Here is a 21250-nt window from a genome sequence, read left to right as displayed (position 1 = left end):
GACGAAATAGGGGCTACGCCTCCCCTGGGTCGACCAGTCCCGCCCGGACCGCCAGCCCGAGCGCCAGGAAGAAGTCGCCCCACACCAGTTCGTGCCGCACCGCAGTACCGCGCTCCAGGTCGTAGCAGCCGTCCAGCAGCATCCCGGCCGGCCGGCCGCCGGCCGCCCCGCTCAGGTGAACGGACACCAACCGGTCCAGGACGGCGCCGGCCCGCCGCCCGTGCCGCCGCGCACCGGGCCCCGGCAGCCGGGCCAGCTTGAGCAGCGCCACCGCGGTGATCGCCGCGGCGGAGGTGTCCAGCGGGCCCGCGGCCCGCCCCTCGTCCGCCGGCGGCACGAGCGGCCCGGGCCCGGCCGTCAACCGGTCCGCCGCCGAGGCCAGCACCTCGGGCCGCCACCGCTCGGCCTCCGGACGGGCGAGGGCATCGGCGACCGCCAGCAACAGCCAGGCCCGGCCCCGGCTCCAGCCCGGCGCCGGTGCGCCCTCCGGGCGCCATCCGGCGGCGGTGTGCCGCCAGGCCGGCACCAGGGGTGCCCCCGCATCGCCGAGACAGAGGTCGAGGTGACGGTGGAGATGCGCCCCCGCCGCCCGGCTGCCGGCCGGACCCGCAGCAGCCAGCAGGGGAACCGTGCCGGGGACCCCGTCGACCCGCGCCAGTGCCCGCTCCCCGCCCAGGGCCGCGCCCCAGGGCACGGTCCCGAGCACCGGGTCCCACGCCTCCAGGCAGGCCCGCGCCGCCCGTTCGCGCAGCGCCGCCGCCCCTGGGTCCGCCCCGGCCAGGGCGGTGCCGTACCAGAGGACGAGACCACGGGTCGCCGTGTCGGCGGACACCCAGGGGGCGAGCCGGTGCACGGCGGCCGAGGCCGCCGCCCGGTCCTCCGCAGCCCCCGTCCACCGGGCCCGCAGCCACAGCAGCCCGGCCCAGAAGCCCCCGGTCCACGAGCCGCGACGGGTCGTCGTCCACCGCCCGGTCTCCGGGTCGGCGTACAGCGGGAACCGCTCGCCCACCTCCGCCCGGGTGCCGGCCACCCGCTCCAGGACCGCCGTCAGCGCCCGGTCGGCCCGCCCCGCGGCGCTCACCCGGACGTCCGCGCGGTGCGCCGGTCGCGCACCGCCCAGGCGTACGCCACCGCGGCGGCCACCGCGAACTCCACCGCCACCACCGCCCAACCGGCCCCGTAACGGCCCCGTTCGGCCAGCGCGCCCACGAGCGGCGGGCCGAGCGCGAAGCCGGCGAAGAAGCCCGCGGCCACCCACGCCGAGTCCTGTCCGGCCCGCCCCGGCACCGCCCGCTGCACCACCAGCACCATGGACACCGCATTGCCGGAGACGGCGAACACCCCCACCGCGACCACGGCCGGCCACACCAGCCACTCGACCCGCACCGACGCCACGAGCAACAGGGCCGCGGCGACCGCCCCCACCGCCAGGCCCCCCGGCAGCCAGGGCGCCCGCCCGGGCCGCGCGGCCCTCGACCAACCCACCCGCCCCGCGACCCCCGCCACCCCGAGGACGGCGACCAGCGTCGCGGCGGCCGTCGGCCCCAGGTGCAGGCGGTGGTCGCCGAAGAGCGTCACGTAGGTGTTGACCGAGGCGATCCCGCACCCCAGGAAGACGGAGAAGACCGCGAGGTGCGCCACGTGTCCGCGCGGGCGCCCCGGACCCCCGGCAGCAGCGGGCGGCGGAGGGTCGGGCGGGAGGGTCCGGGCGGCCCAGCCGGCCACCAGGACGGCCACCGCCGCGGCCGTCCACACCGCGCCCCGCCACCCCACCGACGAGGCCAGCACGGCCAAGGGCAATCCGGCCGCGAACGCGCCGAGTTGAACGCCCGACTGCTTGATCCCGGTGACGCCCGCCCGCCGGGCGGGGGCGACGAGCGCGAGGACGGCCTTGTTGGTGGCCGGGTTGGCCAGGGCCTGCGGCAGCCCGCCGAGCGCCACGGCACCCAGCAGCAGCCCCGCCCCCGGTGCCATCGCGATCAGCGCCAGGGCGACGGCGGTGACCAGCGCGGAGGCCACCAAGGCCCGGCGCGGCCCGATCCGGTCCACCAGCCGACCGCTCGTCGGCGACAGCAGCGCGGCCACCCCGAAGCCCAGTGTCGTGGTGAACCCCAACACCGCCACGGAAAGGTCGAGTTCCTCGACCAGCCGGGGCCCCAGCGCGCCCAACAGGAACAGTTGCAGCATGGACAGCGCCATCGCCGCGGTCAGCAGCGCCGTCACCGCCCGCCCGCCGCCGTCCGCCGTCCGTCCCGTACCGCCTGCGCCCACGTCCCGACCGCCTCTCCCCGCCCGCCGTGCCGCTGACAGCGGTCGCGCGGACGGGCCCCGGGAGGCCCTTCGGAGCCGTCAGGCACCCCGGCGACCGACGGGCCGGCCGGCCGTCAGCAGTTGACCGTGCGGTCGTAGTTCCCGAGGATCCCGGAGTAGATGTACAGCGTGCTCGCACCGCGTGCCAGCCGGTAACAGGGGCTGTCGGGGGCCAGGGAGACCACGACCTTCACCGAACGGGTGCCGGAGCAGTTGTTGGTGAGCAGGACGTCGAAGCCGTCGGTGGTCGCGGTGACCATCCGACTGACGCAGGACGGGGCGGTGGTGGCCGCCGCCGCGGGCGACGCCGAAACGGCCAGCGAACCGACGAGGCCCACCGCGGTCACCGCGGCCTGCGCGGCCATGCGGAACTTGCGCATCACGTACTCCTTGCCGAGAGGTTGTCCACAACAGCCGGAAGGTTAGGCTGACCTGCGCACAATGCGCGCACGACAGGGGCACAACTCGGCGTCGTACGGCCCCCGTCGTGGCCCCGCTCTCGCGACCTGGTTGGTGACGGTGCACTTCGCTCTCCTCGGACCCCTGGAGGTCACCCTCGACGGACGACGCCTCGCCCTCGGCTCGATCAAACAGCGCCTGCTGCTGGCCACCCTGCTCAGCCGCCCCTCGGAAACGGTGCCGACCGGCGTCCTGGTGACCGCGCTGTGGGGCGATGACCCCCCGGCGTCCGCCGCCGCCAACCTGCGCACCTACGCAGGGGGGTTGCGCGGCGCCCTGGGCGGGGACGGGCCCTGGGAGGGGATGCCGACCACCCGGGGCGGCTATCTGCTCCGGGTCCCCCCGGGGGGCACGGACGTGGAACGCTTCGACGAGGCCGCCCACCGCGGCCGGCGCGCCCTGGCCGCCGGCGATTCCGCGCTGGCCCGCGAGGAGTTGGCCCGGGCGCTCGCGATGTGGCGCGGCCGGGTCCTGGAAGGACTCGTGCTGCCGGACGTCCTGGCCGCCTGGGCCAGGGGCCTGGAGGAGAGCCGGTGCCACACCGAGGAGGAGCACGCCCAGGCGCTCCTCGCGGAGGGGGACCCCTCCCAGGCGGTGCTGCGGATGCGCAGGCTGGTGGCGCTCCATCCGCTGCGGCAACGGGCCTGGGCCCATCTGATGCTCGGCCTGCACCGGGTGGGCGACGTACGAGGAGCGCTGGAGGCGTACCGCACGGTGCGCGACGCACTGGTCCGGGAGACCGGCCTGGAGCCCGGACCCGAACTCGCCCGGGTCCACGAGGACGTCCTGCGGCAGCGGGCGACCACGGCCGGCCCGGACTCCCCGCCGCAACCGCCCAGGCCCCGACAACTCCCGCTCGCCACCGCCGACTTCGTCGGCCGGAAGGACGCCCTGGCCGCGCTCGACGCCGGCCTGGACCGCGTCGACGGCCAGGCCCCGGGCGTCGTGATCACCGCCGTCTCGGGGATGGCCGGCGTCGGCAAGACGACCCTCGCCCTGCACTGGGCCCATCGGGTCGCCGACCGGTTCCCGGACGGGCAACTCCACGTGGACCTCAGGGGGTTCGACGAGAGCGGAGCGGTGTCCGCAGCCGACGCCCTCCAGGGCTTCGTCCAGGCCCTGGGCGTGCCGCAGGCCCGGGTGCCGTCCGGAGCGCAGGCCAGGGCGGGCCTGTACCGCAGCCTGCTGGCCACCCGCCGGATGCTGGTGGTGTTGGACAACGCCCGGGACTCCGCCCACGTGCGGCCGCTGCTGCCCGGCGCCGGGGAGAGCGTGGTGGTCGTCACCAGCCGCAACCGGCTCCAGGGGCTGGTGGCCTCCGAGGGGGCACGCGCACTGACCCTCGAAGTGCTGAGCACCGAGGAGTCGGCCCTCATGCTGGCCCGCCGGCTGGGCCCACGGGTGGCGGCCGAACCGGACGCCGCCGCGGACATCGTGGCCCTGACCGGGCGGCTGCCCCTCGCGCTCGCCGTCGTGGCCGCCCGGGTGGCCGACCACCCCGCGTTCCCCCTGCACGCCTTCGCCGCGGAACTCCGCCCCACCGAAGCCCTGTTGGACGTGCTGGAGGACAGTGACGCGCAGCGGGTGCTGGCCTGGTCCTATCTGGCCCTCTCCGAAGCGGCGGCCCGGCTGTTCCGGCTGCTCGGGCTGCACCCGGGACCCGATCTGACCCTGGCCGCGGCAGCCGCGCTGGCCGGCGCCCCGACGCGCTCCGTCAGACCCCTCCTGCGGGAGCTGACCCGGCTGCACCTGCTCACCGAGCACCTCCCCGGCCGCTACGTCTTCCACGACCTGCTGCGCACCTACGCGGCGGCCCTGGTCCGGGCCGAGGAACCACCCCCCGAGGTGCTCCGGGCCCGGGAACGGTTCTACGACCACTGTCTGCACCGCGCGCACGCCGCGGCCGTGCTGGTGCAGCCGCAGTGGCCGGCCGTCGTGCCCGTTCCCGCGCTGCCGTCGAACGACGGCGACCGCGCCCGGGACGCCGACACCGCCCTCGCGTGGTTCGCGGCCGAGCGCCGGGTGCTGCTGCGGACGGTGACGCAGGCCGCGGCGTGCGGCTTCGAAACGTACAGCTGGCAGCTCGCCTGGGCGCTCACCGCCTACCTGGCTCCGCTCGGGCTGTGGCAGGACCAGCGCACGGTCCAGCAGACGGCGCTGGCCGCCGCCGAGCGGTCCGAGGACCGGGTGGGCGAGGCCATGGCCCGTCGGCTGCTCGCCCGGGCCGACGCCCGGCTCGGTTCCCTCGACACCGCCGAGCAGTCGCTGCGGCGGGCCCTGGAACTGTACGAGCGGTTGGGCGAGACCACCGGGCGGGCCCAGACGCTGCACAACTACGTCGAACTCTGCTACATGGGAGGCCGGTTGTCGGAGGCCCTGGCCCACGGACGCGAGGCACTGCGCCTGTACGGGCTCAGCGGCAACCGGGACGGCGAGGCCCGCACCCTCAACGCGATGGGGTGGCTCCACGCGGCGGAGGGCGACTACCGGGCCGCGATCGACCACTGCACCCGCGCGCTGGACCGGCAGCGGCAGGCCGGTGACCGCAACGGTCAGGCCGCCACCCTGGACAGTCTGGGATTCGCCCACCACCACCTGGCCCGCTACGACCGGGCCGTCGCCTGCTACGAGGAGGCCGTCGACCTGTTCCGGTCCTCGGCCGACCGCTACCACGAGGCCGAGACCCTGGTGAGGCTGGGCGACACCCTGGTGGTCACCGGGCGTTCCACCAGGGCCGAGGAGGTCTGGGAGCGGGCCGCCACGATGTTCGAGGAGCTGTGGGACCCGGAGGCCGACGCGGTGCGGGAGCGGCTGGCCGCCCTGCGCGGGGGCGGGGGGAGCGGCTCCCCCGAGAGTTCATCTCAGTTGGCTCGGTAGGTTGTGGGTTGTGGCGACGATCGTTGAGCGGTCGGTGCCGGATGAGTTGTGGGAGCTGTTCCAGTGGACAAGGACTATGACTACCGCTAGCTGCGGCGATGGCTCTCCACCCGAGGTATCCGACACCGTCTCGCCCGCAAGGGCGTCGAGAGCCCACAGCGGCTCGGGCGACAGATGACTTCTTAGGAGATTTATCTGGGCAGGGCCTTGACCTGCATAGATGCCACCTGCAGGGCGCCTGACCTGGGGAGACGCTGCTCAATAGTTCTCGCATGTTCGCGGGATTTCCCGGCCTCATGTGTGCTGAACACGTTCCGTGCCGACTGTCGGGGCGACCTCTTGCGGTAGGCAGGGGGTTCGCCAAGGCTTGCGCTATGCAATTGAAGGTATATACCGTTGATTGCATGACGGAGCGGTGGGAGATCGAGATCGAGCCCGAGGTGCGGGATTGGCTGGAGTTGCTTCCGTTCCGTCTCTACCGGCGAGTGGAGGACAAGACGGACCGTCTCCTGGATGAGCCGACGACACTTGGCGAGCCGTACTCGCGCCACCTGGGCGGCAAGCTGCGCGAGCTGCGCTTCGAGCTGGACGGCGAGGCCGTGCGCATCCCGTACTGGCTTGCCTCCGGGCAGCGGATCGTTCTCTTGACGGTGTTCCGCAAGACGAGGATGCGCGAGGCGGCGGAAGTCGAGAGGGCGCATCAGGCCCAGAAGATCTGTGAGGCCGAGCACGACCGGGCCGAGCACGCCTACGATCGACGCAAGGAGAGTTGATGAATCACAGCACGTGGAGGACGCGCCGGGCTCGGCAGCTTGCGGGCGAGGCGGTGGAGTACGACCAGGAGTACGTCGATGCGCGGCTGGCCGGCGATCTCGGGCAGGCGGTCTACGACCGTCGGATCGAGCTCGGACTGTCCCAGACCGAATTGGCCGAGCGGGCCGGGATGACGCAGCCTCAGGTGTCGCGGATGGAGGGCGGCGACACCGTACCCACTCTCCCGCTGCTGCGGCGCCTGGCCAAGGCATTGGACGGCACCCTGAACCTGGCCATCGACGAGGGTGACTCCCGTGTCACCTTCACCCCGCACGCCGCTTGAATGCGAGCCCGGCCAGCCCGTCGAGGATGTCGTCTGACGTGAGTCAACGCGTACGAGGGCCTTCCTGTCCGGCGGACAGGAAGGCCCTCGTACCTGTTGTTGCGTGGTGCCCCCGGCAGGATTCGAACCTGCGACTCCCCTGAGAGTTCATCTGAGTTGGCTCGGTAGTTGTGGGGTTGTGGCGAGGATCGTTGAGCGGTCGGTGCCGGATGAGTTGTGGGAGCTGTTCCAGCGGGTGGTGCCGGGGGCGCCTTCGCGGCCCCGGGGTGGTGGTCGGCGTCGGCATGGTGACCGTGAGGTGCTGGCCGCGATCGTGTTCCTGGCGACCTCCGGGTGCACGTGGCAGCAACTGCCTGCTGCCACGTTGGGGCCGTCCGGGGCTACGGCTCACCGCCATCTCCCGGACGAGCTCGACTCCCGGGGCGAGCTGGACTGGTCACGGTGCACGATCGACTCGGTGAACATGCGGGCGATGAAAAGGCGGACCTGACGGGTCCGAATCCTATTGACCGGGGCAAGTACAGGTGGAAGATCCATCTGATCACCGAACGGACCGGTCTGCCCATCTCCATCGGAATCTCCGGCGCCCACCTCCACGACAGTCAGGCCCTGATCCGCCGGCGAAGGGCATGCCTCCCATCCGATCACGCCGTGGCCGACGCCCCCTTATCTGCTACCGCAGACATACCCCCATGAGATGACTTCTTAGCAGAGGACGCGCTCCACCAGCGGACGTCCCTCGCACCGTCATCCGATCGGAGGACTGCCGGCGTGATCGTCCCACCGGTGGGCATCCCGGAACCGGAGGGCACGGCGGGGCGGCAGCGGCGTGCGGACCCGTACGACGCGAGGGTGTTGAGCGATGACGCAGGACGGCAGGGCCACAACGGGGACGGGCGGAACGGAGCGGGCGGACGCGGCCGACCGACGAGCGCGCCGGGCCGACGAGGCGGTCCTGTTGGTGGCCGGCGCGGTGGACCTGGTACTGGAACGGGCCGAGGAGACCGTACGGCAGGTCAGGTCCTTGTTGACCCGCTCCGATCTGGGGACCTTGGCACAGGACCTGCGGCGGGACCTGGTGGCACGGGGTCGCACCAGCGGCTTCGATCCGGTGCGCGCGGTGTCCGCTCCCCCGCACCTGGAGCTCCTGGCCCAACGGGCCCGCACCCGACTGGAGCGCGAGGGGCGGCTCGACCGAAGCCCGGCTGGAGACGGCGCCGGGCGGACGGCGGACGGATCCGAACGGCGGCCCCGGTGACGGCGGGCGCCACCACCGCGACGGACCCGACGACGGCCGGGCGCCACGGACCGGGTTCCCCGACGTCCGACCTGGGGGCGCTCAAGGTCCGGGTCGACGCCGCCCTGGAGGAGTTCGCCCGGCACGAGACGGCCCTGCTGGTGGCGGTGGACCCGGAACTCGAACCCCTCGGGGAGCAGCTCCGGGCGATCGTGGGCCGGGGCAAACGGCTGCGGGCCGCGTTCTGCTACTGGGGTTGGCGGGCGGCCGGGCGACCGGACGGCGACGGGATCGTACGGGCCGCCGCTGCCGTGGAGTTGGTGCATGCGGCGGCCGTCGTCCACGACGACCTGATCGACCGCAGTGCGGTGCGGCACGGGCTGCCCACCGCGCACCGGGCCCTGGCCCCGCGCGCCGGGGTCCGTGCCCGGCGCACCGGCCGGGCCGCCGCCGGACGGGCGCTGGCGCTCCTGGCGGGTGATCTGCTGATCGCCTGGTCCGCCCAACTGTTCGGCGCGTGCGGACTGCCGGGCGCCTATCTGGGGCGGGCCCGCCCCCTGTGGGCGACGTTGGCCCGCGAGTTGGTGGCCGGGGAGTGCCTGGAGGTGTTGCGCACCGGCGCGGACGGCGACCCGGTCCGCGCCGGTGACGGGGACGACTGCGCGCGGTCCTTGCAGATCGTGCGCTACAAGACCGCGAAGTACACCGTGGAGCATCCGCTGCACCTCGGGGGCGTGCTCGGCGGGGCGCCGCCGGAGCTGGTGTCGGCGTTCAGCCGCTACGGGCTGCCGCTGGGCGAGGCGTTCCAGTTGCGGGACGACCTGCTGGGCGTCTTCGGGTGCCCCGGGACCACCGGGAAGTCCAATCTCGACGACCTGCGCGGAGCGAAGCCGACGGTGCTGTCGACCTTGATGCGGCGCGGGGCGACGGACGCGGAGCGACGGGAGCTCGGGGTCCTGCTGGCCGGTGGCGGGGCCCTGGGGCCGGACGAGTTGGCCCGGTACCGCGAGATCGCCGAGCGGACCGGGGCGCGGCGCGGGGTCGAGGCGTTGATCTCGGCGCGGGCCGCGACGGCGGCCGAGGCGGTGGCCGCCGCCCGGCGCACCGGGTTGCTGGCACCGCACTGCGCCGAGGCCCTGGACGCGTTGGCGGGCCACTGCCTGGCCCGGGCGTCCTGAGGGGTGCCGACCCGCCACGACCGCGCGTCACCGCGCACCGCATCCGGCCCGTCCGGGCCGCCGACCGTCCGGGGAGACGACGCATGGACAGCACCCGTGAAGACCGGGGGGCCGCGGCGGACGCCGCCCCCGCGTACACCGAAGCCTCGCTGGACGCGTTGCGGTCGGTGGGGGACGAACTGGCGGACGCCACGGTCGAGGAGTTGTTCGCCCGCGGCGAGACGGGCGCCTTCAACACGTTGATGCGCTGGTTCACCACCGCGGGGCAGGACCTTCCGGACGGTCTGCCCGCAGTGGCCCGGGACTACCTGGAGGCGACGGCGATGCCGCCGTCCTGGGTCGACTGGGGGGAGATGGAGCGGGCCCGGCTGTTCTTCATCGACAACAACGTCCACGTGTCGACGGCGTTGTCCTTCGCGGCGATGCCGAGCTGCTACGCGGTGCCGCGCGTGGCGAAGCTGCTGAGCGCGACGCACTCCCTGGACTACCCCTCGCGGCGGATGGCGGAGACCGGCCAGTTCACCGTCTACCTGATGCAGCCGGACGCCTTCGAAGCGGGGAGCCGCTTCATTCCGGCCGCGCAGAAGGTCCGTCTGCTGCACGCGTCGATCCGGTACCACCTGAGTCGGGGGAACCGCTGGGACGTGGCCCGGGCGGGGGTGCCGATCTGCCAGGAGGACATGATCGGCGGGCAGATGATGTTCTCCATCCAGGTGCTGGACGCGCTCCACCGGCTCGGTGTCCACCTGTCCAACGAGGGCGCGGACGCCTACTTCTACGCCTGGCGGGTGGTCGGGGCGATGCTCGGGATCGACCTGGCGCACATGCCCGGGGACCTGCACCGGGCGCGGCTCTTCTCCGACCTCTACATGAGTCGTCACATGGGTCCGTCACCGGAGGGGGCGAAGCTCACCCGTCAACTCATCGACCTGTACGAGGAGGTGGTGCCCGGCACCCTGTTCGACCCGGTCGTCCCGGCGATGGTCCGCTTCCTGGTCGGGGAGACCGTGGCGGACTGGCTGGAGGTGCCGCGTTCGCCGGTGTGGGACACGGCGGTGCGGTCCGCGCCCGCCCTGCTGGGCGTCCTGGAGACGCTGGAGGACCGCTCCCCCCTGGCCACCTGGGCACTGGACCGCCTCGGTCACCACACCACGGTCTTCGAGCTGAGTTCGCTGACCCGCGGGCGGGTGATGCAGTACGCCATCCCGGAGCAGTTGAAGGGCGAGTACGGCGTCACCTCCGCCGCCCGGCGGCTGGACCGTTGGACGCCGCCGCCCGTCACCCCCGACCCGGCGGCCCCGGACGGGTGAGTCCGACGCTCGCGCCCGCGGAGCCCGTGCGGCAGCGGGGCCGGGGAGGCGGGGCGGGTCGCGTGCGCGGCCCGCCCCACGGCGTCACGCCCCGTCCCGCAGCACGACGATCCCGGTGAGCACCAGTCCCCCGCGCACCAGCCAACGGCCCGTGAACTCCTCCAGTCGCCGCTCCCCCACCACGGGGCCCGCAACCAGCAGGCGGGCGGTGAAGGTGCCCGACTCCGGCGCGAACCGCACCTCGGCCTCGGTGAAGTCGAGTTCCTTGCGGGTCAGCGGGTACCAGGTCTTGAACACGCTCTCCTTGGCGCTGAACAGCACCCGGTCCCAGGGCACTTCGGGGTGGGACGCGTCGAGTCCGGCGAGGTGGTGGCGCTCCTCGGGCAGCGACACCACGTCGAGCACCCCGTCGGGGAGCGGACCGACGGGTTCGGCGTCCACCCCGAGGGACACCACCTCGGTGGCCCGGGCCAGGGCGGCGGCCCGGTACCCGGCGCAGTGGGTCATGGTCCCGACCACGCCTTCGGGCCAGGCCGGCGCACCGCGCCGGCCCGGCACCAGGGGCGTTCCCGGCAGGCCGAGCCGGGACAGGGCGTCCCGGGCGCACAGCCGTACGGTGGAGAACTCCCGTCTGCGCTTGTCGACCGCCCGGGCGATGAAGGCCTCCTCCTCGGGGAACAGGGTGACCGGCTCGGTGTCGTCGGTACGCCAGGCGGTGGCGACGGACGGCGGCAGCAGTTCCCCGATCACCGGCGGGCCTCCGCAGGGGCGGGGGCGGGGAGGATCTGCCGCAGGCCGGGGGGGTGGGCCCGGCCGCGCCACTCCCGCGGGTAGCCGACCGAGACCTCGGTGAACCGCACCCCGTCGTGCCAGGTCACCCGGGGGATGTGCAGGTGCCCGTAGACCATCTCCACCGCACGGTACCGCCGGTGCCAGTCTGCGGTCAGGGTGGTGCCGCACCACTGGGCGAACTCGGGGTAGTGCAGCACCCGGGTGGGGTCGCGCACCAGCGGGTAGTGGTTGACCAGCACGGTCGAGTGGTCGGCCGGCACGGCCTCCAGACGGCGCCGGGTCAGCTCCACCCGGGCCCGGCACCAACTGGCCCGGTCCGGGTGGGGGTCGGGGTGGAGGAACACCTCGTCGGAGCAGACCACGCCGGTCTCGTGGGCGATGCGCAGCGACTCCTCGGGGGTGGTGGCCCCGGGGGCGAGGAACGAGTAGTCGTACAGCAGGAACAGGGGGGCGATGGTGACGGGCCCGGTCTCGCCGTGCCACACCGGGTAGGTGCACTCGGGGGTGAGCACGCCGTGTTCCCGGCACAGTTCCACCAGGCGGTCGTAGCGGGCCTGGCCGCGGAGTTGGACCGGGTCGGACGGGTGCGTCCACAGTTCGTGGTTCCCCGGGGCCCAGATGACCTTGGCGAACCGGCGGCTCAGCAGCTCGATCGTCCAGGCGATGTCGGCGTACTTCTCACCGATGTCGCCGGCGACGATCAGCCAGTCCTCGTCGGACCGTGGTCGTAGCGCCTCGGTCAGTTCGCGGTTCTCCTGGTAGACGACGTGCAGATCGCTGATGGCGAGCAGGGTGCCCGTGCTCATGGAAGTCCTTCCGTTCGGGACGGGTGGGGCTGCCGTGCGTGCGGCGCGACGTGTGTCCCCGGGGCGCGTCGCACACGGCCCGAGGCTATGCCGCCGGCCACCCGCACCGCATTCCCCCGCCAAGGCTCCCCGTCACCACGGGTCGGCAAAAGCGCACTTCGCCACAGTGACCCGGCAGCGGTGGACGGGATCCGCACGGACGGGGCGGGGGGGGCGTCAGCGGGGGGTGCTGTCGAAGGCGTCCAGCTCGGCGGCGGCTTCGGCCTGCCGGGGGTGGTGGTGCGCGCTGAGGATGTGCAGGGCGGAGGTCAGCACGGCCCGGGCCTCCTCGCCGCGGTCGAGGCGGCGCAGCACCCGCCCGAGGTCGAGCCCGGCGGGCCCGCTCCAGGCCGGCATGTCCGCTTCCTCGAAGATGTCCAGGCACTGGCGCAGCGGGGCTTCGGCCTCGGGCCAGCGGTCGAGGGCGGCGTAGTCGTTGCCGACGTGCTGGAGGGTGACGCCCCGGTAGAGGGCGAGGAGGTGCGGGTCCTGTCCCGGGATGCCCCGGGTGCAGATGTCCACGCCGCGCCGGTGGATGTCCAGGGCCTGGTCGGCCCGGCCGCGTTCGCGCAGGGTGATGCCGAGGGCGTTGAGGGCCGTCAGTTCGGCGAGGCGGCCCCGGGACGAGGGGTCGCGGCGGAGGCAGTCGACGGATTCGCGGAGCCAGGTCACGGCCTCGCCGTTGCGGTCCATGCGGCGCAGGGCGGAGGCGCCGTACACGAGGGCCCAGCCCGTCTGGTAGAGGTCGTCGCACTCACGGGCCACGGCGAGCGCGGAGCGGGCGGTGTCGAGGGCGGCACGGGCGTCGTGGGTACAGGTGTTGTGGGCCCAGGCGAGGTAGTTGAGGTGGGTCGCCTCCTCCTGGCGGCTCTCCAGGGCGCGGGCCGCGTCGACGGCACGGCCGAAGACCTCGACCCACTGGTGCCAGTGCTTGGTCAGGTCGGAGAACCAGTGCATGGCCTCGGCGGCGTCGAGGACCTGCCGGTGGTCGCCGGTGGTGCGGGCGCGTTGCAGGGCGGCGAGCCACTGGGCCCGTTCCGCTTCCAGCCACGCGCGGGCCTCCTCGCGGCCGACCGGGGCGGTGGCGGGGTCGGGGTCTCCGGTGGCGTGCCGTTCGGCGTCGAAGTGGAGGGCCGCGGCGGTGGCCCGGGCCAGCGTCCAACGGGCGGTCCGGTCCAGCGCGGCGTCCCGGGTGGCCGGGTCGTCCTCGGCCGCGGTCCGTTCGGCGGCGAACAGCTTCAGGAGGTCGTGGAAACGGTACCGCTCGGCCGTGGGCGCGGTCTGGAGCAGTCCGCGGTCGGCGAGCGCCTCCAGGTGGAGTTCCGCGTCGTCGAGCGGGACTCCGGCGAGGAGGGCGGCGGTCGCGGGGCTGACGTCGGGGCCGGCGGCGAGCGCGCAGCGCCGCAGCAGCAGGCGGGCGACCGGGTCGAGTTGGTGGTAGGAGAGGGCGAAGACGGCCCGGACTTGCAGGTCGCCGGCGCGGAGGGTGTCGAGTCTGCGTTCCTGACGACGGAGTCGGTCGGCGAGCTTGGTGAGGGACTCGTGGGGCCGGGCGGCCAGCCGCTGGCCGGCGATGCGGAGGGCCAGCGGCAGGTGCCCGCACAGGTCGGCGAGGTCCCGGGCGGCCTGCGCCTCCCGTTCGACGCGTTCGGGGCCGAGGATGCGGGTCAGGAGTTCCACCGCCTCCTCCCGGCGCAGCAGCGGCAGGTCGACGCGGTGCACCCCTTCGAGGCCGCTGAGGCAGTTGCGGCTGGTGACGACGGTGAAGCAGGTTCCGGAACCGGGGAGCAGGGGGCGCACCTGTTGCTCGTCGACGGCGTTGTCCAGGACCACGAGCAGGCGCCGGCCCGCGGCGAGCGAGCGGAACAGCGCGGCCCGTTCCTCCGGTTCGCCGGGCTGGGAACGGTCGGCGACCCCGAGGGCGCGCAGCAGCCGGGCCAGGGCGTCGCCCGGGCGGACGGGTTCCGCGTCCATGCCGCGCAGGTCGAGCCAGAGCCGCCCGTCGGGGAAGAGGGGGGCGAGGAGGTGCGCCGCGCGGGTGGCGAACGCGGTCTTGCCGAGGCCGGGTTGGCCCGCGACGACGGCGACGGGCGGATACGCGGGGTCGGCGGCGGTGGCCAGGGCCCGCAGATCCGTCAGGTGGTGGCCGCGGGCGGTGAAGTCGTGGGTGTCCCTGGGCAGGGCGAGCAGCGGCCCGGTCGTGGCGGGCCCGGGGGCGGAGCGGGGTCGTCCGGCGGCAGCGGCGGCTTCCAGGTCGGCGGCCTCGTCGGCGCCCAACCCCAGTGCGCGGGTGAGCAGTTCGATGGTCCGGCGCTGCGGCCCCGTGGTGCGGCCGCGTTCCAGGTCGGCGAGGGCGCGCACGCTCAGCCCCGCCTGGTGGGCGAGTCGTTCCTGGCTGAGGCCGGCGCGCGCCCTCAGTTCGCGCAGGCGCTGCCCGAAGTCCCCGGTGGTCGGGCGGCTCATGTCCCCGAACTCCCCCCGCTGTGTGCCCGGCTCGGGCGTGGTGGTCCGGCAGAAGTATCGCGCACCGCAATCGTGCCGGTCATCCTGCCTGGTGGGGCGGCGGGGCCGGTGGTGGACTCGACTCGACGTGGACCCGCGGGCCGCCCGTGCCGAGGGGAGCGTCCCACCCCGCCGGCCCCGGATGGAGAGAGAGGCTTCGTTGCCCTTCGTTCCCCGCCCCCCGTCCCTGCGGCGCCCCGGCCCGCCCCGCCGCTTCCGACGGTGGCGGCGCCTGGCGGTGACCGGTGTGCTGACGCTCGCCACGGGGCTCCCCGTCGGATACTCGCACGGCCCGCTGACCGCGGACGGTCCCCCCGCCGCCCCCGCACCGGCTGCGGAGCGAACGGCCCCCGGAGCCCGGGCGGCCCTCCCGGACCGGGAGGAGGACGCCGCGGTCCCCGCACGGTCCGCCGCCGTCCGGCGCGCCGCGGAGGCCGGGGAGCGGGTCCGCTCCCTCGTCGACGAGGGCACCCCCGGGGGCTCCCGCGCCGCCGGAACGGGGGCGTCGGGCTCCCGGGTCCGCGTCTGACGGCACCCCGGAGACGACCGGCCGGCCCTCGCGCGACCCGCGCGGCGGCCGGTTCGGACGTGTGGCGGCCGTGCGGGGAACGCGGTGACGCCCACGGCGCGGGCCGCCGGTAGCGGCGCCCGGGCCGAACCAGCAGGAGCGAGGAGCGGAAGCGCTCCAGCAAGGTCGTCACAGTCTCCCTTTCCACCAAGGATGGCTTGTACTGGACCTGGCCGACCACGGCGTCCGAGACGTCGGCCACCGTGATCTCCAGGTCGAACTTCGCGAGGTCCCGTCGCAGCGGAAGCGGGACGAGCGGCAGCGCCCCGGAGGGCTCCCCGGCCGGTAGGTCCGTCTCCGCGCCTCCTCCACCTCGGCGCGCACGGCGGCGGCCCGGACGGCGAGTTCTTCGGCGGAGTCCGCGCTCAGCAGCAGGAGGGGGCGTACGGGTGGGCGAACTCCTCTGCCACCACATGGCAGTTGGTCCCGCCGGACCCGAAGGCACTGACTCCCGCGCGGCGGGCGCCCGTCCGGCGGGGCCAGGCGGTGGTGTGGTCCTGGACCCGCAGCTGCGCCTCGGCGAAGGGGATCCGGGGGTTGGGTTCGTTGTGGCGCAGCGTGGCCGGGAGGACTCCGTTGCGCAGGGCGAGGGCGGCAGCCTTGACGAGGCCGGCGGCGCCCGCCCCGCGGGCGCCCGGTGCTCCGCGCGCTACGGCGCGGCGGTCGGTCCGTCCGGCCGGCGGTGGCGCTGCTCGACCATCTCCCGGCTCAGTTCCTCGGTCTCCGCCTCGGAGAGCCGTTCGTACCCGTCCCCGGTGATGACGGAGACGGTGGGAAAGATGCGACGGCCCAGGTCGGGGCCGCCGGTGGCCGAGTCGTCGTCCGCCGCGTCGTAGAGCGCGTGCAGGGCCGCGAGCGCGGCCTCACGACGGGGCATGTCCGCTCGGAAGAGCTTCTTCAGCGCGCCCCGGGCGAAAGGGGAGCCGGAGCCCTCGGCGTGGAAGTCCCGCTTCTCGTACGGGCCCCCGGTGACGTCGAAACTGAAGATCCGGCCCCGGGGACCGTCGGGTGCGTCGGTGTCGTAGCCGACGAGCATCGGCACCACGACCATTCCCTGCATCGCCTGGCCGAGGTTCTGGCGGACCATGCCGGCCAGCCGGTTCGCCTTCGCATTGAGCGTCATGGAGGTTCCCTCCACCTTCTCGAAATGCGTCAGCTCCACCTGATAGAGCTTCACCATGTCCACGGCGAGCCCGACGGTTCCCGCGAAGGCGACCGCGGTGTGGTCGTCGGTGGGATGCACCTTCTCCAGATCGCGCTGGGCGATGAGGTTTCCCCTCGTGGCCCGCCGGTCACCGGCTATCAGCACGCCGTCCCGGTAGGTGAGCGCGAGAACGGTGGTGCCGTGGGGAATTCCGTCGTCGGCGACCCGTACCTCCGGTGGCAGGGATTCGGTGATCAGGAGGTCCGGCCGGTGGGCCGTCAGGAATTGGATGAAGGAGGAGCTTCCGGGGGTGAAGAATTCCTCGGGCAGCATTCCGCCGGTCGCGTCCAGCCCCACGCCTTCTCCTTCGGTTGTCCGGGTACAAGCAACTACTACCATGGGCGGGCGGGGAGAAAACGCCGCTCTCCACCAAGGTCGTTGGGCCCGGGCCGAGTTGGGGGCCACCGACCGTCACGGCAGGATCACCACCTGCGCGGCGTACGTCAGCCCGGCCGTCGTCACCCCCGCTGGCACGGGCGACCCCCACGCTGCCGCGCCCCACCGAGGGCGGGGTGCTGGCCGTGGGCACGCTCGGACCGCACGGCACAAGCAGCGAAGTGGCCGCGGCACGGTTCGTGCGGCGGGCTGGCGGCGGCCAGTGCGTACTGGTCGCCCCGGAGCTGTTCGACCAGCGCGACACGGACGGCGTCGTCGTCCTGCTGACCCCCGCCCCGCACCCGCGCCACCACGCGGAGGCCCGCGAGGCCGCGCTCCTCTGTCCGGGAGGGGCCATCACCGTCCACACCTCCTGACACCGCCCCCGGCCGGAACCCCCCACCGGCCGGTCCCGCGCCTTCATCACGGTGCAGACACATATCGCCACCCGGCGGCGATTATCAGCCAATACTTAGGTTAGGCTAAGCATGGTTACACGTTCACGCAGCCGCATGGCCATGCATGGCCGGCTGTTCCACCCGTCCCAGGAGTCACCCGCCGTGCGTTCCATCAGCCGTTTCCGCAAGACCACCCTCGTGACCAGTTCGGTCCTGTGCGCGGGGTTGGTGCTGAGCGCCTGCGGAGAATCCGAAGAGAAGAAGGACTCGGGCAAGGCCAAGAGCGAGGCGACCGTCACCGTCGCCACCGCCAAGGGCGACCTCGACGTCCCCGTGAAGCCCGCCAAGGTCGCCGCGCTCGACAACACCTCCTTCGCGACGCTCAAGGCGTTCGGCGTGAAGCCCGTCGCGGTGCCCAAGGCGCTGCTGCCCAAGGAGGGCTTCGAGGACTGGCAGAACGACTCCTCCATCAAGGACATCGGCACCCACCGCGAGCCCAAGTTCGAGGCCCTCAACGCCGCCGAGCCGGACGTGATCATCGGCGGCTACCGCTTCAGCGACCACCACGACAAGCTGGCCAAGATCGCCACGACGGTGGACGTCTCCCCCTCCGACGAGGCCAAGGACGGCTACGTCAACGCGCTGAAGACGCAGACCCAGGAGCTCGGCAAGATCTTCGGCCAGGAGGCCAAGGCCAAGGAGATCGTCGGCGCCCTCGACAAGGCCGAGAAGGACGCCGCCGCGGCCACCAAGGGCGAGAGCGTCTTCCTCGCCGTCGCCAGCGCCGGCAAGATCGACAACGGCGCCAGCCGCATCGGCCGGCTCTCCCAGCCGCTGAACCTGAAGAACGTGCTCAGCGCCGAGGGCGAGGACAGCACCTCCGTGCACAACGACTCGGGCCTCGCCCCCGAGACCGTCGCCAAGCTGAACCCGGACTGGGTGATCATGCTGGACCGCGACGCCGCCGTGGGCACCGAGGACGGCTCCGAGGCCGTCGCCGCGAAGAAGATCGTGGACGGCATGGAGGCGTGGGACAAGACCACCTTCCGCAAGCAGGACCAGGTCATCTACCTCGCCAGCGACTTCTACGTCACCGAGGGCGCCCAGGCGTACACCGACGCCTTCAACCAGGTGGCGACCGCGTTCACCGCGGCCGGCTGACCACCTGACCGTCGACGCGGCCCCGCCGGTGGCGGGGCCGCGTCGTCCTCCTTCGCCCCGGAAGCCCCATGCGCCGACTCGCCCTGCCGCTCGCCGCCCTCGGCGTGCTCGTCCTGGTCACCGTCTCGCTGTTCGTCGGCGGGTACGACATCGACCTGCACGCGCTGTTCACCGACCCCGAGGCCCGGCGGATGTTCCTGATCTCCCGGGTGCCCCGCACGCTCGCCCTGGTCCTCGCCGCGGCCGCGATGGCGGTCTCCGGCGTGATCATGCAGATGCTGGTGCAGAACCGGTTCGTCGAACCGACCACCACCGGCACCAGCGAGTGGGCGTCCCTCGGCGTGCTGCTGCTCACCCTCCTCGCCCCGGCCGCACCGCCGTTGGTGAAGATGGGCGCCGCCAGCGCCTTCGCCTTCGTCGGCGCACTGGTCTTCCTGTTCGTGCTCGGCCGGATCGCGCTCAAGTCGCAGGTCATCGTGCCGATCGTGGGCATCATGCTGGGCGCGCTGGTCAGTGCGGTGACCCTGTACATCGCCTCCTCCACCAACCTGTTGCAGATGCTCGCCACCTGGCGCTCGGGCGGGTTCAGCTCCGTGGTGCGCGGCACCTACGAACCGCTGTGGGTGGTGGGGGCCATCGTCGTCGGCCTGTACCTCGCCGCCGACCGCTTCACCATCGCCGGACTCGGCCGCGACACCGCCGTCAGCCTCGGACTGCCCTACCGGCGCATCCTCTTCGTCGGGCTCACCATGGTCGCCCTGGCCACCGGCGTGACCACCGTCGTCGTCGGCTTCATCCCCTTCCTCGGGCTGATCGTGCCCAACCTGGTCTCCATGGCGCGCGGCGACGACGTCCGCAAGAACCTGCCCTGGGTGGTGCTCAGCAGCGTCGCCCTGATGATCGCCTGCGACCTGGTCGGCCGGCTCGTCGTCTTCCCGCTGGAGATCCCGGCGACGGTGGTCCTGGGTGCGGTCGGTGCGCTGGTGTTCGTCGCGATGATCCTGCGCCAGCGAGGGAAGGCCCATGTCTGAGACCCGAGTGACGACCGCTCCCCCGGCGCCGGACGCCGCACCCGCCGGACGCCCGAAGGGCGGCCGCCGCGGACTGCCCGTGGCCGGCCGGCTCGCGGTGGCCGCCGCCATCGCCGCCGTCTGCATCGGCGCCTTCCTCTTCCTGTTCATCGAAGGCTCCTTCGAGTTCGCCTTCGAGCGGCGGCTGACCATGTTCGGCACCATGGTCGTGATCGCGTTCGCCCAGGCCATGGCGACGGTGGTGTTCCAGACCATCACCCACAACCGACTGCTCACCCCGTCGATCATGGGCTTCGACTCCGTCTACATCCTGATGCAGACGCTGTTGGTCTCCGTCTTCGGCGGCAGCGTGCTCGCCGCCACCGACGGCACGCCCAAGCTGATCACCCAGACCCTGCTGATGGTCGGCTTCACCATGGTGCTGTTCGGCTGGCTGTTCTCCGGGCGCCGCGGCAGCCTCCACGTGCTGCTGCTGGTCGGCGTGGTGCTCGGGCTCGCCTTCCGCAGCCTGTCGGACTTCCTGCAACGGTTGCTCTCCCCCGCCGAGTACGACGTGCTGTCGGCGCGGCTGTTCGGACGGCTCAGCGCCGCCGAGGCGGAGCACCTGCCGCTGGCCGGCGCGGTCTGCCTGGTCGTCGGCGTGGTGATCTGGCAGCGCCGCTACCGGCTGGACACCCTGCTGCTGGGCCGGGACGCCGCCACCAACCTGGGCATCGCCCACAAGCGCGAGCTGATGGTGATGCTGCTGCTGATCTCGGTGCTCATCGCCATGTCGACCGCGCTCGCCGGCCCCATGACCTTCTTCGGCTTCGTCACCGCGATGCTCGCCTACCAGTTCGCCGGCACCCACCGGCACGTGGTCGTGCTGCCGATGGCCTTCCTCATCGGGCTGATCACCCTGGCCGGCGGCCAGTTCGTGATGGAGCACGTCTTCTACGCCTCCGGCATGCTCACCGTCGTCATCGAGTTCCTCGGCGGGGCGATCTTCCTCGTCCACCTGCTCAGGAAGGGCACCCTGTGATCGAGTTCACCGACATCCGCAAGAGCTACGGCGACGACACCGTGCTCGGCCCCGTCTCCGGGCAGATCCCCGCGGGCGGCGTGACCTCGCTGGTCGGCCCCAACGGCGCCGGGAAGTCCACCCTGCTGACCATCATCGGCCGGCTCACCGAGCCCACCTCGGGCACGGTCACCGTGGACGGCCTCGACATCCACCGGGCCAAGTCGCCCGAGGTGGCCCGCACCCTGTCCATCCTGCGGCAGGAGAACCACTTCACCGCCCGGGTGACGGTGCGCGAACTGGTCTCCTTCGGCCGCTTCCCGCACAGCCGCGGCCGGCTCACCCCCGAGTGCGTGGCCAAGGTCGAGGAGGCGCTCGACTTCCTCCACCTCGGCGACCTCCAGCACCGCTACCTCGACCAGCTCTCCGGCGGCCAGCGCCAGCGCGCCTACGTCGCCATGGTGCTGGCCCAGGACACCCGGTACGTGCTGCTGGACGAGCCCCTCAACAACCTGGACATGAAGCACTCCGTGCGGATGATGGGCCAATTGCGCCGGGCCGCCGACGAACTCGGCAAGACGGTCGTCCTGATCGTGCACGACATCAACTTCGCCGCCACCTACTCCGACCGGATCATCGCCCTGCGCGACGGCCGCATCGCCGCCTCCGACACCGTCGACGCGATGATGCGCGCCGAGGTGCTCACCGAGGTCTTCGACACCCCGGTCCAGATCCACGAGGTCGACGGCAAGCGGACGGCCGTGTACTACCGGTGAGGTCCGGGCGTACGGTCGGGCCTCCTCCCCCACGGGGCCGTCAGGCTCACGCGCTCGGACGGTGAGGGCGGCTACGCTCCCCGCGCCAAGATCGGCAACGGCTATCCCGCCGGGGAACTGCACTTCGGACG

The 21250-nt window shown here is 73.2% G+C and carries 20 protein-coding genes and 2 pseudogenes; 14 read left to right on the top strand and 8 right to left on the bottom strand.

Features of this window, described 5'->3' with window-relative positions:
* Window positions 1-13: 13 nt before the first annotated feature.
* The 3 genes from ABT092_RS21320 to ABT092_RS21310 all read right to left on the bottom strand — a co-directional run bounded on the left by ABT092_RS21320 (window position 14) and on the right by ABT092_RS21310 (window position 2690).
* Window positions 14-1081, bottom strand: a complete 1068-nt coding sequence (locus ABT092_RS21320; protein WP_351246131.1) for a sugar ABC transporter permease — start codon at window positions 1079-1081, stop codon at window positions 14-16.
* Entirely contained in the window at window positions 1078-2271 is a 1194-nt protein-coding gene (locus ABT092_RS21315) for an MFS transporter (protein ID WP_351246129.1), read from the bottom strand. The genes ABT092_RS21320 and ABT092_RS21315 overlap by 4 nt, the downstream gene beginning before the upstream one ends.
* A 113-nt stretch (window positions 2272-2384) precedes the next feature.
* Window positions 2385-2690 (bottom strand): alpha-amylase inhibitor, encoded by a 306-nt coding sequence (locus ABT092_RS21310; RefSeq protein WP_351246127.1) that lies wholly within the window; start codon window positions 2688-2690, stop codon window positions 2385-2387.
* 61 nt (window positions 2691-2751) lie between these two features.
* Between ABT092_RS21310 and ABT092_RS21305 the strand changes: the two genes are divergently transcribed.
* The 8 genes and pseudogenes from ABT092_RS21305 (at window position 2752) to ABT092_RS21270 (ending at window position 10467) form a co-directional block, all read left to right on the top strand.
* Complete coding sequence (locus ABT092_RS21305) at window positions 2752-5646, top strand: AfsR/SARP family transcriptional regulator (RefSeq protein ID WP_351246125.1); 2895 nt, start codon at window positions 2752-2754, stop codon at window positions 5644-5646.
* A 66-nt stretch (window positions 5647-5712) separates the two neighbouring features.
* Window positions 5713-5817: pseudogene (locus tag ABT092_RS21300) on the top strand (IS5/IS1182 family transposase); the annotation flags it as partial.
* A gap of 233 nt (window positions 5818-6050) precedes the next feature.
* On the top strand, window positions 6051-6419 hold the full coding sequence (locus ABT092_RS21295) for a type II toxin-antitoxin system RelE/ParE family toxin (protein ID WP_351246123.1): 369 nt from the start codon (window positions 6051-6053) through the stop codon (window positions 6417-6419).
* Window positions 6419-6742: a helix-turn-helix domain-containing protein gene (locus ABT092_RS21290; RefSeq protein ID WP_030399261.1), complete on the top strand. Its 324-nt coding sequence runs from the start codon at window positions 6419-6421 to the stop codon at window positions 6740-6742. The genes ABT092_RS21295 and ABT092_RS21290 overlap by 1 nt, the downstream gene beginning before the upstream one ends.
* 151 nt (window positions 6743-6893) lie before the next feature.
* Window positions 6894-7404, top strand: a pseudogene (locus ABT092_RS21285) (transposase); the annotation flags it as partial.
* 200 nt (window positions 7405-7604) lie between these two features.
* The gene (locus ABT092_RS21280; protein ID WP_351246121.1) at window positions 7605-8000 is read left to right on the top strand and encodes a hypothetical protein; all 396 of its coding nucleotides are present in this window, start codon (window positions 7605-7607) and stop codon (window positions 7998-8000) included.
* A 71-nt stretch (window positions 8001-8071) separates the two neighbouring features.
* Window positions 8072-9157 carry a polyprenyl synthetase family protein gene (locus tag ABT092_RS21275; protein WP_502968475.1) on the top strand — a complete coding sequence of 362 codons (1086 nt, stop codon included), beginning with the start codon at window positions 8072-8074 and terminating at the stop codon, window positions 9155-9157.
* Window positions 9158-9240: 83 nt separating this feature from the next.
* Window positions 9241-10467, top strand: coding sequence for an oxygenase MpaB family protein (locus ABT092_RS21270; RefSeq protein ID WP_351246119.1), 1227 nt, complete (start codon window positions 9241-9243; stop codon window positions 10465-10467).
* A gap of 84 nt (window positions 10468-10551) precedes the next feature.
* On the opposite strand, the gene ABT092_RS21265 is transcribed toward ABT092_RS21270, so the two are convergent.
* The 3 genes from ABT092_RS21265 to ABT092_RS21255 form a co-directional block, all read right to left on the bottom strand.
* Entirely contained in the window at window positions 10552-11217 is a 666-nt protein-coding gene (locus ABT092_RS21265) for a 4'-phosphopantetheinyl transferase family protein (RefSeq protein WP_351246117.1), read from the bottom strand.
* Window positions 11214-12065 carry a metallophosphoesterase family protein gene (locus ABT092_RS21260; RefSeq protein ID WP_351246115.1) on the bottom strand — a complete coding sequence of 284 codons (852 nt, stop codon included), beginning with the start codon at window positions 12063-12065 and terminating at the stop codon, window positions 11214-11216. The genes ABT092_RS21265 and ABT092_RS21260 overlap by 4 nt, the downstream gene beginning before the upstream one ends.
* 216 nt (window positions 12066-12281) lie before the next feature.
* Window positions 12282-14567: an ATP-binding protein gene (locus tag ABT092_RS21255; protein ID WP_351246113.1), complete on the bottom strand. Its 2286-nt coding sequence runs from the start codon at window positions 14565-14567 to the stop codon at window positions 12282-12284.
* 199 nt (window positions 14568-14766) lie between these two features.
* Between ABT092_RS21255 and ABT092_RS21250 the strand changes: the two genes are divergently transcribed.
* Window positions 14767-15135, top strand: coding sequence for a hypothetical protein (locus ABT092_RS21250; RefSeq protein ID WP_351246111.1), 369 nt, complete (start codon window positions 14767-14769; stop codon window positions 15133-15135).
* 404 nt (window positions 15136-15539) lie between these two features.
* Here ABT092_RS21250 and ABT092_RS21245 read toward each other — a convergent pair whose 3' ends face one another.
* Both ABT092_RS21245 and prcB read right to left on the bottom strand, forming a co-directional pair.
* Entirely contained in the window at window positions 15540-15704 is a 165-nt protein-coding gene (locus ABT092_RS21245; RefSeq protein WP_351246251.1) for a ketoacyl-synthetase C-terminal extension domain-containing protein, read from the bottom strand.
* A 119-nt stretch (window positions 15705-15823) separates the two neighbouring features.
* Window positions 15824-16651 carry a proteasome subunit beta gene (prcB, locus tag ABT092_RS21240; RefSeq protein WP_351246249.1) on the bottom strand — a complete coding sequence of 276 codons (828 nt, stop codon included), beginning with the start codon at window positions 16649-16651 and terminating at the stop codon, window positions 15824-15826.
* Window positions 16652-16935: 284 nt separating this feature from the next.
* On the opposite strand from prcB, the gene ABT092_RS21235 reads away from it, so the two are divergent.
* The 5 genes from ABT092_RS21235 to ABT092_RS21215 all read left to right on the top strand — a co-directional run bounded on the left by ABT092_RS21235 (window position 16936) and on the right by ABT092_RS21215 (window position 21119).
* Complete coding sequence (locus ABT092_RS21235) at window positions 16936-17130, top strand: ferredoxin (RefSeq protein WP_351246247.1); 195 nt, start codon at window positions 16936-16938, stop codon at window positions 17128-17130.
* A gap of 183 nt (window positions 17131-17313) precedes the next feature.
* Window positions 17314-18312 (top strand): ABC transporter substrate-binding protein, encoded by a 999-nt coding sequence (locus ABT092_RS21230; RefSeq protein ID WP_351246109.1) that lies wholly within the window; start codon window positions 17314-17316, stop codon window positions 18310-18312.
* 68 nt (window positions 18313-18380) lie between these two features.
* Window positions 18381-19343 carry an ABC transporter permease gene (locus ABT092_RS21225; protein WP_351246107.1) on the top strand — a complete coding sequence of 321 codons (963 nt, stop codon included), beginning with the start codon at window positions 18381-18383 and terminating at the stop codon, window positions 19341-19343.
* Window positions 19336-20364 carry an iron chelate uptake ABC transporter family permease subunit gene (locus tag ABT092_RS21220; RefSeq protein WP_351246105.1) on the top strand — a complete coding sequence of 343 codons (1029 nt, stop codon included), beginning with the start codon at window positions 19336-19338 and terminating at the stop codon, window positions 20362-20364. The genes ABT092_RS21225 and ABT092_RS21220 overlap by 8 nt, the downstream gene beginning before the upstream one ends.
* The gene (locus tag ABT092_RS21215) at window positions 20361-21119 is read left to right on the top strand and encodes an iron ABC transporter ATP-binding protein (protein ID WP_351246103.1); all 759 of its coding nucleotides are present in this window, start codon (window positions 20361-20363) and stop codon (window positions 21117-21119) included. The genes ABT092_RS21220 and ABT092_RS21215 overlap by 4 nt, the downstream gene beginning before the upstream one ends.
* The last annotated feature ends 131 nt before the right edge of the window (window positions 21120-21250 follow it).

This window comes from Streptomyces sp. NPDC002490 (assembly GCF_040296045.1).
Classification (GTDB): domain Bacteria; phylum Actinomycetota; class Actinomycetes; order Streptomycetales; family Streptomycetaceae; genus Streptomyces.
This window is presented reverse-complemented; position numbering and strand designations above follow the sequence as displayed.